The organism is Alcaligenes sp. WGS1538 (assembly GCF_043187505.1).
Lineage (GTDB): Bacteria > Pseudomonadota > Gammaproteobacteria > Burkholderiales > Burkholderiaceae_B > Alcaligenes.
The window spans coordinates 2,653,910-2,666,112 of sequence record NZ_CP171109.1; the positions used below are offsets into that span (position 1 = coordinate 2,653,910).

A 12,203-nucleotide genomic window follows, 5' to 3' on the forward strand; every position below is an offset into this window, starting at 1 on the left:
ACTCGAAGGAAGTGGACGGACGCGCGGCGCGGCAGGCTTAGCAGCGAACCAGCACCGAGCCCCAGGTGAAGCCGCCGCCCACGCCCTGCAGCAGGGCCAGGTCGCCCGCGCGGATGCGGCCGTCGCGACGCGCCGCGTTCAACGCAAGAGGCACGCTGGCGGCGGAGGTGTTGGCGTGCTGGTCCACGGTGACGATGACTTTCTCGGACGGGATGCCCAGCTTGCGGCCCAGGAAATTGATGATGCGGATATTGGCCTGGTGGGGCACCAGCCAGTTGATGTCGGAGAGCTGCACGCCGGCCTGTTCGCAGACCTGGTGCGCAGAGGCCGCCAGCGATGTGACGGCCAGCTTGAAGACGGCCTGGCCGTCCATGCGCAGGAAAGGATCGCCCACGACCTGGCCATGGGACACATTGCCCGCGGCGCACAGGATGCCCATCTGGCTGCCGTCGGCATTGAGCTGCGCGGCCAGTATGCCGGGCTCCTCGCTGGCCTTGAGCACCACGGCGCCGGCGCCGTCGCCGAACAGCACGCAGGTGCGGCGGTCGTTCCAGTCCAGGATGCCCGAGAAGACCTCGGCGCCGATGACCAGGGCGTGGCGCGCACGACCGGCGCGGATCATGGCCTCGGCCGTGGTCAGGGCGTACACGAAGCCGCTGCAGACCGCCTGCACGTCGTAGGCGGCGGCGCCCTTGTTGCCCAATTCGGCCTGCACCAGGCAGGCGGTGCTGGGAAAGACGTAGTCGGGCGTGGAGGTGGCTACGACGATCAGGTCCAGGTCCTGGGCCTGGACGCCTGCGTCCTCCAGGGCCTGGCGGGCGGCGTGCGTGGCCAGCTGGCTGGTGCGCACGCCGGGGTCGGCCAGATGACGCTGCCGTATGCCGGTACGCTCGACAATCCACTCGTCGGAGGTCTCGATGCTCTTTTGCGCCAGTTCGGCGGCCAGGTCATCGTTGGACACGACCCGAGGTGGCAGATAGCCGCCCGTACCGATAATTTTGGCAAATATCGTCATAGTTTTCTTCCCAGTCGAGCCCGGTTCAATGGGATGAGGGCTCTGAAGTGTGGAGTGGATCCGGTTCGCCGGGCTGGGCATCGAGCGAATTCAGGCTTTGCCTGATACGCTCCACCGCCTGGCTGGTGCCGTCGAGCAGGCCATTGAGCACCGCGCCGCGAGCCCGCTGCAAAGCATACCCGAAAGAGTAGGCGTCGGCCGAGCCATGGCTCTTGATGACGATACCGCGTAATCCGAGCAGCGCCGCGCCATTGTGACGACGATTATCCACCCTGTCGCGGAAACGGTTCAAGACGGGCCGGGCGACCAGGGCGGACGCCTTGCTCAGGGTGTCGCGCGTGAACTCCTCGCGCAGCATGCCGCCCACCATCTTGGCCAGGCCTTCGATGGACTTGAGCACCACGTTGCCGACGAAGCCGTCGCAGACCACCACATTGACAGTGCCCTTGCAGATGTCGTCGCCTTCGACGTTGCCGTAGAAGTTCAGGCCGCTGGAGCGCAGCAGTTCCGCCGCCCGCTTGACGACTTCATTGCCCTTGATGACTTCTTCGCCGATGTTGAGCAGGCCCACGGTGGGACGCTCGTGGCCATCGACGATGCTGGCCAGCGCCGTGCCCATGATGGCGAACTGCAGCAGGTGTTCGGCCGTGCAGTCGACATTGGCGCCCAGGTCCAGCATGGTGGTGGCGCCGCCCTTCTGGTTGGGAATGGACGTGGCGATGGCCGGCCGGTCTATGCCGTCCAGCGTCTTGAGCACATAGCGGGTGATCGCCATCCAGGCGCCGGTGTTGCCGGCGGAGACGCACGCGTCAGCCACCCCGTCCTTGACGGCCTGGGCGGCCACACGCATGGAAGAATCTTTTTTGCGGCGCAGGGCCACCTCGACCGAATCGGCCATGGTGACGACTTCGGAAGCGTGAAGAATGTCGTACCAGGAGGTATCGACATTGCCTTGCGCTCGCAGTGTTTGCTCGATGGCCTGGGTATCGCCCACCAATAAGCAGTGCACATCCGGGAACCGCTTCGCAAAAAGCAGAGCCGCAGGGACGGTGACCGGCAAACCGACATCGCCGCCCATGCAGTCGATGGCAATACGTATTTTTTTGTTAGACATCAAGCATGCAACCTATGTTGCTTGCAGAGACAAAGAGACTGATTACTCGTCGTTCTTTGTTTTCAGCACTTTGCGGCCACGGTAGATGCCGTTGGGGCTGATGTGGTGGCGCAGGTGCAGTTCGCCGGTCGTGGGCTCGATGGCCGTCGAAGGACCGGTAAGTGCGTCGTGCGAACGACGCATGTTGCGCCGGGACGGGCTCTTTTTATTCTGCTGAACAGCCATGATGACTCCTGTAGATGGGCCGCCCCGAATGGGGCCAGCCCGAAAAATTAACGAATTAGCAACAAACAATCAAGGCTTCTTGAGCGAACCCAGCACGGCAAACGGAGATTCCCGCTTGGGCGCCGGCTCGTCTTCAGGAGCCGGTTCCGCATCCGCCGCCTGGCTGCCGGGGCAGACATCGTGGCGCGGCACGTACGGCACGCTGAGGATCAATTCGTCCTCGACCAGACCCAGGGCATCCAGACGGCCTTCGCAAAAAATGCGATCCGGGCCTTCGACGTCGTCGTCATCCAGCTCAAGCTCGGCTTCTGTTGCCACAACTTCCACTTCGTTGGAAATATCGATGGGCCATTCGAAGGGCTTCATGCAGCGCTGGCATTCCAGCATGACGCCGCCCTTGGCCTGGACGTGCACGAAGCGCCGTCCCGCCGAATCAGCCCGGCCCGCCACGCTCCAGGCCACCGACAGGTCGCCTTGCGCGGGCAGATCCGACACCAGGCGAGACAGATCCGCAACAAGGGCCTGGCCTGCCAGATTCTGGGGACCGCGGCTCAAAGCTTGGGTATCTATGTATTGTTTCGCCATGTGTTTTGCCATGCGGGCAAAAGACCCGGCCAAGGCAATCAATTGACCGCCCGCAAAGCCCTCTTGCCCAACCATTTCAATAACGAAGAAAACATTAGATAATACCGTGCTTGAAGCAAGACAGTCAAACCTAAGCACAGCAAGAACACACCATGCGTATCATCCTTGCATCAAGCTCGGTCTATCGCCGCGACATGTTAGCGCGTTTGGGCCTGCCTTTCACCTGTCAGTCGCCGGACATCGACGAAACCCCGCAGCCGGGCGAGCATCCCGCCGACCTGAGCCTGCGGCTGGCGCACGAAAAAGCCGCCCGGATCAGCAGCCTGAACCCGGGCGCCATCGTGATCGGCTCCGACCAGGTCGCCACCCAGGGCGCTGACGCCATCGGCAAGCCCGGCGATCATGCCGGCGCCCTGCGGCAGCTGCGCTCCTTGAGCGGTCGCAGCGTGGATTTCCACAGCGCCCTGTGCGTGACCGACGGGCATGAGTTCCTGTGCAGCGATATCATAACGAACTGTCGCTTCCGCACCCTGACCGACGCGGAAATCGAACACTACCTGGCGGTGGAGCGGCCCTACGACACGGCCGGCAGCGCCAAGGCCGAAAGCCTGGGCATCGCCCTCATGCAGAGCATGCGCTCGGATGACCCCACCGCCATCATCGGCCTGCCCCTGATCGAGCTGTGCTCCATGCTGCGCCATTTCGGCCTCAATCCCCTGCAGCCCGGCCTGCTGACCAACCCAGACTAGGAAATCCCGCCCCATGCCCCAAGCCGCCTCCCTGCACCTGATTCCCGTCGGACTGGGCGAGAGCCCGATCAGCGGCTGGCTGCCCGCCGACGTCCAGGCCCTGACGCGCGAGCTGACCGTCTTCATTGCCGAAAACGCCAAGACGGCGCGCGCCTTCCTGAAGCTGGTGGGCACCGCCGCCCCCTTGCAGGAAATCACCATCCACACCCTGGACAAGCGCGGCAACAAGCCCGGCGAACTGCGCGACTGGCTCAAGCCGGCCCTGGCGGGCCAGGACATCGGCCTGGTGTCGGAAGCGGGCTGTCCCGCCGTCGCCGACCCCGGCGCAACCGTCGTTGCCATGGCGCACGACATGGGCATTGCCGTGCGGCCCCACGTAGGCCCCTCGTCCATCCTGCTGAGCCTGATGGCCAGCGGACTGGACGGACAGCAGTTCGCCTTCCACGGCTACGCGCCGGTGGACGGCGCCGCCCGGGCCAAGCAGCTCAAGCAATGGGAAAGCGTCTCGCAGTCGCTGAAGCAGACCCAGATCCTGATCGAAACCCCCTATCGCAATGCGGCCATGTTCGCCACGCTCCTGCAAACGCTCAAGCCCGGCACGCGCCTGTGCGTGGCGCGCGGGCTGACGACCTCCCAGGAATGGGTGCGCACCGCCACCATCGAGCAATGGCGCGAGCGCCGGGCGCCGGACCTGGACAAGATTCCCTGCATATTCCTGTTCCTGGCCGGCCGCTGAGAACCTGTTCAAGGAAAGATCATGACCCTGACTTCCTCCCTGCTGCGACGCGGCGCCCGGGCCGGCATTCTGTCGCTGGCCGCCCTGCTGGCCGCCTGCGGCGGCAGCGGCCCCCTGAAGATCGATGACAGCTACAGCGCCAAAGGCCAGAACAGCCGCGTGCGCTATCTGGTCGTGCATTACACGGCCCTGAACAACATGACGTCGCTGAAAGTGCTGACCCAGCGTGACGTCAGCGCCCATTACCTGATCACCGACGAGCGCCGTCCCACCGTCTACCGCCTGGTCGACGAGAACCGGCGCGCCTGGCACGCCGGACTGGGTTCCTGGTACGGCTTCACGGACTTGAACACCGGATCCATAGGCATCGAGATCGTCAATCTGGGACGCCTGGACGACGGCCGCTGGATGCCATACACGCCGGAGCAGATCAAGACGCTGACCGTCCTGCTGCAGGACCTGGCGCAGCGCCACGGCGTCGCCCCGCGCAACATCATCGGCCACAGCGACCTGGCTCCGCAGCGCAAGCAGGATCCAGGCCCCTTGTTTCCCTGGAAGGAACTGGCCCAGGCCGGCATAGGCCGCTGGTACAACGAAGCGCAGGCGCGCCAATTGCAGGCGCAGTACGCCGCCCTGCCCTTGCCGCAGGCCCCCGAGGTGCAGGCCCTGCTGCGCAAGGCGGGCTACGAGACGCCGGAGACGGGCGTCTTCGACAAAGCCACGCAGAATGTGATCGCCGCCTTCCAGATGCACTACCGGCCCTCGCGCTTTGACGGCGTGCTGGACGCGCAGACCCTGGCCATACTGAAAAGCCTGAACTGAACGCCGGCGCCTGTCCGGCGGGCCAGGACCGCATCCACGAAGCTGCGATGCGCCGCAGGCGCTGGACCAGGCGCTTCTTAAGCTAGGCTGACTGGCGGGCTGCGCCCGGCCATTTGCGCAGCAGCATCAGCCCCAGGAACACCGCGCCATATACGAAGACGTCCAGCACATCGTTCTTGCCCGCCCTGACCAGATAGAAATGCACCACCGACAAGATGGCCGCGGCATAGACGCTGCGATGCAGGCTGGACCAGCGGCGGCCCAGCCGGCGCTGCCATCCATGGGTGGACGTTGCAGCCAGCACCAGCATCAGCACGGCCGCCACGGCCCCGAGCGTGATGAAGGGGCGCTGGAGGATGTCGTGCCACATGGAGAGCCAGTCGCCGGAACGGTCCCACCAGGCCCAGGCGACAGTATGCAGCGCGGTATAGAAGAAAGCGAACAGGCCCAGCATGCGTCGCACTCGCACCAGGCCCGGCTGCCCCAGCAGACGCCGCGACGGCGTGACCGCCAGGGTCAGGAGCAGGAACACCCAGGCCCACAGGCCGCTGGAGCGCGTCAGGAATTCCGGGGGATTGGCGGTCAGGCCGCCCATGAAGCCCAGCCAGACCCAGCGCAACAAGGGATACAGGCCCAGCAGGAATACCAGCGGCTTGAACCGGTCGACTTGCGCAGCCTTCCAGGTTGCCATCAATAGTTCCGCTTCAGGTCCATGCCTGCATACAGGCCGGCCACATCCTCGGCGTAGCCGTTGAACGGCAGGGTGGGCTTCTTGGCGGCGAAGAAACCCGAGCCGATGACGCGCTCGGTCGCCTGGCTCCAGCGAGGATGGGGCACGGCCGGATTCACGTTGGCATAGAAGCCGTACTCGTGCGGGGCGACCTGCATCCAGCTGGACACCGGCATGGAATCGGTCAGGGTGATGCGCACCAGGGACTTGGCGGACTTGAAGCCGTATTTCCAGGGCACGATCAGGCGCACGGGCGCGCCGTTCTGCTTGGGAAGGGACTTGCCATACAGGCCGGTGGCCAATAAGGTCAGAGGATGCATGGCCTCGTCCAGGCGCAGCCCCTCGGCGTAGGGCCAGTCCAGGATGCTGGAACGCAGCCCGGGCATGGCGGCCTCGTCGCGCACCGTCTCGAAGCGCACGAAGCGGGCGTCGCCCAGAGGTTCGGCGCGCTTGATCAGCTCAGACAGGGAATAGCCCACCCAGGGCACCACCATGGACCAGGCCTCCACGCAACGCAGACGATAGACGCGCTCCTCCAGGGGCGCCAGCCTGAGGATCTGATCCATGTCCAGCTTCAGGGGCTTGCCCACCAGACCGTCGACGACCAGCGTCCAAGGTTCTGTCTTCAGGGCGCCGGCGTAGCGGGAAGGGTCTTCCTTGCCGGTGCCGAATTCATAGTAATTGTTATAGGAGGTGATGTCCGACTCGCGAGTGGGCTCCTCCTGGACGGCCCAGCGCGTCGAGCGGGAAAAATTCAGGGGTTCGCCCGCAGCCAGGGCATGCGCCCTGCCCGGCAGGGCCGCGGCCAGCGCCAGGGCGCCGGGCGCCTGCAGCAGCAGGCGGCGGCGGGAGCGCCAGACGGATTCATCCGTGATTTCCGAAGGACGCACAGGCACGGAGCGCGACTTGAACATGAAAATCTCCTGTCGGGTTGCCAGCATGAGACCGGCCGCCGGGCGCAAAGTTCCTGCAAAGGCCTAGAACCTGTTCGTGATGCGCGGCAGAACCCAGTCGCGCATCTGCGCCACGCTGTCCACCATGACGGTGGGCCGGGCCTGGGCCAGCGTGTGCGGATCATGGGCCCCGTAGGTGACGGCCACGCTGTCCATGCCCGCATTGGCGGCCATGTGGATGTCGTGCACCGTATCGCCCACCATCAGCACCTGCGAGGGCTCCAGCATCAGTTCGTCCAGCAGCTGGTGCAGCATCTCGGGATCGGGCTTGCCGCGGGTTTCGTCGGCGCAGCGGGTCGCGTCGAAGAAAGCGCCGAGGCTGGCCTGCTGCAGCACCCGGTCCAGCCCCTGGCGGCTCTTGCCCGTGGCCACGCCCAGCGCCACCCGGCGGCCGCGCAGCTCGCCCAGGAACGGCAGGATGCCGTCGAACAGCTTGATGTGCGGATCACGCTGCAGGAAATGAAAGCGGTAACGCTCCAGGAACTGCGGCATCTGTTCGGCGCTCAGGTCCGGCACCGCCCGGTACAACGCGCTTTCCAGCGACAGCCCGATCACCCAGCTGGCCTGCTGGATGGAAGGCACGGGCAGCTCCAGGTCGGCGCAGGCCTGCTGGATGGAACTGGCGATGGAGTAGGTCGAGTCCATGACGGTCCCGTCCCAGTCGAATACAACGGCGGCATAGCGCTTCATGCTTGCTTCTCCAGCATGTCGAGAACGGCCCGGCACTCCGGCGGCAGCGGCGCCTCCAGCGCCAGCGGCTGCCCGGTGACGGGGTGATCGAACTCCAGGCGTCCCGAATGCAGGAACATGCGCTTGAAGCCCTGGCGGGCGAATTGCTCGCGCAGGGCGTCATCGCCGTACTTCTCGTCGCCGATGATGGGGAACCCCGAATGGGCCAGATGCACCCGGATCTGGTGCGTGCGCCCGGTTTTCAATTCAGCCTGCAGCAGGCTGAATCGGCCGAAACGGCGCTGCAGGGTGATGATGGTGTGGGCCGGCTTGCCTGCCTCGTCCACCCGCACCCGACGCTCGCCGTTGGCGGTCAGCCAGCGCAGCAGCGGAAAGCGGATGTGCTGGCGATCGTTCACCCAGTCGCCCTGCACCAGGGCCAGGTAGAACTTGCGCGCCCGGATCTCGCGGAACATGTCGTGCAGTCCGACCAGCGCGGCGCGGCGCTTGGCGATGATCAGCAGGCCGGAGGTCTCGCGGTCCAGGCGGTGCGCCAGCTCCAGGAAACGTTCCTGCGGGCGCGCGGCGCGCAGTTGCTCGATGACGCCGAAGGATACGCCGCTGCCGCCGTGCACGGCCACGCCGGCCGGCTTGTCGATGACCATCAGGTGCTCGTCCTCGAAGACCACCGGAAACACCGCGGGCGGCGCCCGGCGAGGCTCGTCGCGCTCGGGCAGGCGCAGCGGCGGCACGCGCACCAGATCGCCGTCCTCCAGGCGGTAGTCGCTGCTGATGCGGCCCTTGTTGACCCGCACCTCGCCGCCGCGGATGGCTTTGTAGATGTGGCTTTTGGGCACCCCCTTGCACTCACGCAGCAGGAAGTTGTCGATGCGCTGACCCGCCCGGCTTTCGTCGATGCGTATCATCCGCACCTGGGGGGATGGTCTTTGTGAATCGTGAGGTTTGCACATAACAAAAAGGGGCATATAATCGCTTCAGCCCAAGGGAGCTGAGACTAGGTCCGGCGTAGAGATGCAAAGGGTGCGTCTCCGTTGGATGGACAAGGTCTTATAATTGTATCCTTGAGTTCCAGCTTCCGGGTCACAAGGTCGCCGGGGTGAGCCCGAAATATAGAAAGTCGAGTCGCGATACGCCCGCTTTCCAGTAGATGCTTCCCTCCCGCGTGCGGCGCTGAATTCCTGCACAGATTGTCCCGCTCTTTTGCACCAGGCGCGTCATCAACGCGACTGCCGTTCCCAGCAACTTTGTATCCGTCAACCACACACGTGAACCTGACCCCCCTGCTGACTGAACTTCGCACTTCCGTGCGATTCGTGCCTCCCAGACTATAAGCCGGCAGGCCGTATACGCCCGCCTGCCCCGTACTGCTGCAGCAATTGCGCTACACACCGAGTGACCCGAGGTCGTGCGCCGATAAACGGTGCGCCATGACAACGGAGATCCTCACTCATGAAACGCATGTTGTTCAATGCGACGCATCAAGAAGAATTACGCGTCGCCATTGTCGACGGTCAGAAACTCATTGACCTCGACATCGAAACAGCCGGGCGCGAACAGCGCAAAGGCAATATCTACAAAGGGGTCATCACCCGCATCGAGCCCGGCCTGGAAGCCTGCTTCGTCAGCTACGGCGAAGACCGTCACGGCTTTCTGCCCTTCAAGGAAGTGGCCCGCAGCTACTTCAAGGAAGGCGTGGACGTACGCACCGCCCGCATCCAGGACGCCCTGACCGAAGGCCAGGAGCTGATCATCCAGGTCGAGAAGGAAGAACGCGGCAACAAGGGCGCCGCCCTGACCACCTTCATCTCGCTCGCCGGCCGCTACCTGGTGCTGATGCCCAACAATCCCCGCGGGGGCGGGGTTTCGCGTCGCGTCGAAGGCGAGGACCGCCAGGAACTGCGCGAAGCCATGGACCAGCTGGACATTCCCCAGGGCATGAGCATCATCGCGCGCACGGCCGGCATCGGCCGCAGCGTCGAAGAACTGCAATGGGACCTGAACTACCTGCTGCAGCTGTGGACCGCCATCGACGGCGCCGCCCGCGACAATTCCGCACCCATCCTGATCTACCTGGAATCCAGCCTGGTCATCCGCGCAATCCGCGACTACTTCTCGCCCGAGATCGGCGAGATCCTGATCGATACCGATGAAATCCACGAGCAGGCCGCCGCCTTCATGAGCGTGGTCATGCCGGACAATCTGCATCGGGTCAAGATGTACCGCGACGACATCCCCCTGTTCTCGCGCTTCCAGATCGAGCACCAGATCGAGACCGCCTATTCGCGCACCGTGCAGCTGCCTTCGGGCGGCGCCGTGGTCATCGACCACACCGAGGCGCTGGTGGCCATCGACGTGAACTCGGCCCGCTCCACCCGCGGCGCCGACATCGAGGAAACCGCCCTGCGCACCAACCTGGAAGCCGCCGACGAAGTGGCCCGCCAGCTGCGTCTGCGCGACCTGGGCGGCCTGATCGTCATCGACTTCATCGACATGGAAGACAGCAAGAATCAGCGCGCCGTGGAACAGCGCCTGCGCGATGCCTTGCACTTTGACCGCGCCCGCGTGCAGATGGGCAAGATCTCGCGTTTCGGCCTGATGGAACTGTCCCGCCAGCGCCTGCGTCCCGCCCTGAACGAAGGCTCGCACGTCACCTGCCCGCGCTGCACCGGCACCGGCGTCATCCGCGATGCCGAGTCCAGCGCCCTGCACGTGCTGCGCCTGCTGCAGGAAGAAGCCATGAAGGAAGGCACGGCGGCCCTGCATGCGCAGGTGCCCGTGGACGTGGCCACCTTCCTGCTGAACGAAAAGCGCAGCGACATCACCAAGATCGAGTCGCGCCTGAACATCGCCCTGGTCCTGATTCCCAACAAGAATCTGGAAACGCCGCACCACGTCATCGAGCGCCTGCGCCACGACGACCCCCGCCTGGACGAACTGCGCAGCAGTTACGAGCTGGTGCAGCAGCCCGAACAGCAGGACAGCCTGGTGCCGCACCGCAGCCACGAGGTCAAGCCGCGCCCCGAAGCCCTGGTCAAGGGCATCACCCCGGCCCAGCCCGCCCCGATCAGCAAGCCCGCCCCTGCCGCCGCCGCTCCCGCGCCGGCCGCCGGTTCGCCCGGTCTGCTCAAGCGCCTGATCGGCTGGCTGACCGGCAGCCCTGCCGAGCCGGCCGCCGAAACCGCCAAGACGGAAACCGCCAAGGCCGCTCCCGCGCGCCGCCAGGGCCGCAACGGCCAGTCCAGCGGCAGCCGCAGCCAGGGCGAACGCACGCGCGGTCGCCGCCAAGGCAACCGTCCCGAATCCGCCGCGGAAGACAAGCCCGCCGCTGACGCGGCCGCCAGCGGACGCGGCCGCCGCCGTTCCGCATCGGCCGCCTCCGAAGCCGTCCTGGAAACCCGCCAGAGCCCTCCAGCCGCGCCTGCCGCAACGGCTGCCGCCGAGGAAAGCGGCGCCGGCAGCAGCCGCGGCACGCGCAATCGCCGCGGCCGGGGCCGCCAGCGCCGTGAAGAAGGCAGCGTGGACACGCCCGAGCTGAACAAGGACCTCGCCGTCGAGGAACAGCAGGAACAGACGTCGGCTCCAGCCGTCGCCGCTGCTGCCGCCACGGCAGCCACGGTGGCCGGCATCGCCGCCGCCAGCCAGGCCGCTGACGCCCGCGCCGAAGCCGTCGAGGAAAGCGAAGCCGCCGAAACCGAAAGCGAAGAAGCCGCGGATGCCGGCGCGCTGGATCCCGAACGCAAGCGCCGCCGCCGTCGCAGCCGTCGCGGCCGCCGCAGCCCGGACGCCGCCGCCGCGACTGAAAACGAAGACAGCACCGAAGAAGGCGCTGCCATCGCCTACGTGGCCCACGAAACCCCCGGCTTCAACCCCGCCGCCCTGGAAGACCAGGACCAGGCAGGCGCCGCTTCCGGTGACGAGACGGCTCCCGCCGCCCAGGAACCAGCAGTGGCGGCCGCTCCTGTCGCCGTGGAGTCGCCCGTCGAACAGGAGCCCGCTCCTGCCGCCGAGCCCGAGCAGGCCGCTCCTGCTTCGGAAGCTGAACCCGTTTCCGCCGAGGCAGTGCCTGCCGAACCGGTCCAGGAACAGCCCGCCGAACCCGTCCAGTCCCAGGAACCTGTTGCGGCCCAGCCTGAAGCGCTCGCCCAGGAAGCCGCCGAAGAGCCCGTTCAGGAAGCTGCCGAACAGGTCGTCTCCGAGCCCGCCGTCGCCCCGGCCGCTGAAGAACCAGCGCAGGAAGAAGCCACGGCTCAAGCCGAGCAGCCTGTCCAGGAAGAAGCGCCTCAGGAAGCGCCCAAGACCTCCCCTGCCAAGGAAGTGACCGAGCAAGCCGTGGAAACGGTGCAGGAAGCGGCTCCCGCTGCCGCCCAGCCCCAGGTGAACGGCACTGCCGGCGCAGCTCAGCCCGCCGAGCTGAACGCCGTATTGGAAGCCGCCGGCATCGAACTGGTAGAAACCTCCCGTTCCGCGGTGCAGGATGACTACCAGCCCGCTCCGGTGCGCATGGGCCGTCCGCGCAAGCGCGTGGTGCAGGCTGAAAGCAGCGAACCGTTGCAGCAAGTCGAAACGCACTAAGCGCCAGACAGA

Annotated in this window: 12 protein-coding genes; 4 read left to right on the forward strand and 8 right to left on the reverse strand. The window is 65.8% G+C overall.

What is annotated here, in order from left to right; all coding sequences use genetic code 11:
• Positions 1–37: 37 nt before the first annotated feature.
• The 4 genes from ACF3ND_RS12370 to ACF3ND_RS12385 form a co-directional block, all read right to left on the reverse strand.
• Complete coding sequence (locus ACF3ND_RS12370) at positions 38–1,015, reverse strand: beta-ketoacyl-ACP synthase III (protein ID WP_394060859.1); 978 nt, start codon at positions 1,013–1,015, stop codon at positions 38–40.
• Positions 1,016–1,040: 25 nt separating this feature from the next.
• The gene (gene plsX / locus ACF3ND_RS12375; protein ID WP_394060861.1) at positions 1,041–2,129 is read right to left on the reverse strand and encodes a phosphate acyltransferase PlsX; all 1,089 of its coding nucleotides are present in this window, start codon (positions 2,127–2,129) and stop codon (positions 1,041–1,043) included.
• A 42-nt stretch (positions 2,130–2,171) separates the two neighbouring features.
• Positions 2,172–2,354 carry a 50S ribosomal protein L32 gene (gene rpmF, locus ACF3ND_RS12380; RefSeq protein ID WP_003800968.1) on the reverse strand — a complete coding sequence of 61 codons (183 nt, stop codon included), beginning with the start codon at positions 2,352–2,354 and terminating at the stop codon, positions 2,172–2,174.
• 69 nt (positions 2,355–2,423) lie between these two features.
• A complete protein-coding gene (locus ACF3ND_RS12385) occupies positions 2,424–2,939 on the reverse strand; it encodes a YceD family protein (protein ID WP_394060863.1) in 516 nt (171 codons plus the stop codon).
• Between the two features lie 152 nt (positions 2,940–3,091).
• On the opposite strand from ACF3ND_RS12385, the gene ACF3ND_RS12390 reads away from it, so the two are divergent.
• Genes ACF3ND_RS12390 through ACF3ND_RS12400 form a run of 3 tightly spaced genes read left to right on the forward strand, consistent with a single transcriptional unit; the run spans position 3,092 to position 5,246 of the window.
• Complete coding sequence (locus ACF3ND_RS12390; protein ID WP_394060865.1) at positions 3,092–3,688, forward strand: Maf family nucleotide pyrophosphatase; 597 nt, start codon at positions 3,092–3,094, stop codon at positions 3,686–3,688.
• A gap of 13 nt (positions 3,689–3,701) precedes the next feature.
• Positions 3,702–4,424, forward strand: a complete 723-nt coding sequence (locus tag ACF3ND_RS12395; RefSeq protein ID WP_394060867.1) for an SAM-dependent methyltransferase — start codon at positions 3,702–3,704, stop codon at positions 4,422–4,424.
• A gap of 21 nt (positions 4,425–4,445) precedes the next feature.
• Positions 4,446–5,246, forward strand: coding sequence for an N-acetylmuramoyl-L-alanine amidase (locus ACF3ND_RS12400; RefSeq protein ID WP_394060869.1), 801 nt, complete (start codon positions 4,446–4,448; stop codon positions 5,244–5,246).
• An 82-nt stretch (positions 5,247–5,328) separates the two neighbouring features.
• Here the strand turns inward: ACF3ND_RS12400 and ACF3ND_RS12405 are convergent, their stop codons facing one another.
• The 4 genes from ACF3ND_RS12405 to ACF3ND_RS12420 all read right to left on the reverse strand — a co-directional run bounded on the left by ACF3ND_RS12405 (position 5,329) and on the right by ACF3ND_RS12420 (position 8,584).
• Complete coding sequence (locus tag ACF3ND_RS12405; protein WP_394060871.1) at positions 5,329–5,937, reverse strand: sulfite oxidase heme-binding subunit YedZ; 609 nt, start codon at positions 5,935–5,937, stop codon at positions 5,329–5,331.
• A complete protein-coding gene (msrP, locus tag ACF3ND_RS12410) occupies positions 5,937–6,890 on the reverse strand; it encodes a protein-methionine-sulfoxide reductase catalytic subunit MsrP (RefSeq protein ID WP_394060873.1) in 954 nt (317 codons plus the stop codon). The genes ACF3ND_RS12405 and msrP overlap by 1 nt, the downstream gene beginning before the upstream one ends.
• 63 nt (positions 6,891–6,953) lie before the next feature.
• Positions 6,954–7,619 carry an HAD family hydrolase gene (locus ACF3ND_RS12415; protein WP_394060875.1) on the reverse strand — a complete coding sequence of 222 codons (666 nt, stop codon included), beginning with the start codon at positions 7,617–7,619 and terminating at the stop codon, positions 6,954–6,956.
• The gene (locus ACF3ND_RS12420) at positions 7,616–8,584 is read right to left on the reverse strand and encodes an RluA family pseudouridine synthase (protein ID WP_394060877.1); all 969 of its coding nucleotides are present in this window, start codon (positions 8,582–8,584) and stop codon (positions 7,616–7,618) included. The genes ACF3ND_RS12415 and ACF3ND_RS12420 overlap by 4 nt, the downstream gene beginning before the upstream one ends.
• 484 nt (positions 8,585–9,068) lie before the next feature.
• Between ACF3ND_RS12420 and ACF3ND_RS12425 the strand changes: the two genes are divergently transcribed.
• Complete coding sequence (locus tag ACF3ND_RS12425) at positions 9,069–12,191, forward strand: ribonuclease E/G (protein ID WP_394060878.1); 3,123 nt, start codon at positions 9,069–9,071, stop codon at positions 12,189–12,191.
• Positions 12,192–12,203: the final 12 nt, after the last annotated feature.

What these genes read in the sequence shown, in the direction of transcription:
- ACF3ND_RS12385 (WP_394060863.1), bottom strand. Translation starts at nt 2,939, where the DNA reads ATGGCGAAACAATACATAGATACCCAAGCTTTGAGCCGCGGTCCCCAG.
- rpmF (WP_003800968.1), bottom strand. Translation starts at nt 2,354, where the DNA reads ATGGCTGTTCAGCAGAATAAAAAGAGCCCGTCCCGGCGCAACATGCGT.
- ACF3ND_RS12395 (WP_394060867.1), top strand. Translation starts at nt 3,702, where the DNA reads ATGCCCCAAGCCGCCTCCCTGCACCTGATTCCCGTCGGACTGGGCGAG.
- ACF3ND_RS12415 (WP_394060875.1), bottom strand. Translation starts at nt 7,619, where the DNA reads ATGAAGCGCTATGCCGCCGTTGTATTCGACTGGGACGGGACCGTCATG.
- ACF3ND_RS12400 (WP_394060869.1), top strand. Translation starts at nt 4,446, where the DNA reads ATGACCCTGACTTCCTCCCTGCTGCGACGCGGCGCCCGGGCCGGCATT.
- ACF3ND_RS12390 (WP_394060865.1), top strand. Translation starts at nt 3,092, where the DNA reads ATGCGTATCATCCTTGCATCAAGCTCGGTCTATCGCCGCGACATGTTA.
- ACF3ND_RS12420 (WP_394060877.1), bottom strand. Translation starts at nt 8,584, where the DNA reads ATGCCCCTTTTTGTTATGTGCAAACCTCACGATTCACAAAGACCATCC.
- plsX (WP_394060861.1), bottom strand. Translation starts at nt 2,129, where the DNA reads ATGTCTAACAAAAAAATACGTATTGCCATCGACTGCATGGGCGGCGAT.
- ACF3ND_RS12370 (WP_394060859.1), bottom strand. Translation starts at nt 1,015, where the DNA reads ATGACGATATTTGCCAAAATTATCGGTACGGGCGGCTATCTGCCACCT.
- ACF3ND_RS12425 (WP_394060878.1), top strand. Translation starts at nt 9,069, where the DNA reads ATGAAACGCATGTTGTTCAATGCGACGCATCAAGAAGAATTACGCGTC.
- msrP (WP_394060873.1), bottom strand. Translation starts at nt 6,890, where the DNA reads ATGTTCAAGTCGCGCTCCGTGCCTGTGCGTCCTTCGGAAATCACGGAT.
- ACF3ND_RS12405 (WP_394060871.1), bottom strand. Translation starts at nt 5,937, where the DNA reads ATGGCAACCTGGAAGGCTGCGCAAGTCGACCGGTTCAAGCCGCTGGTA.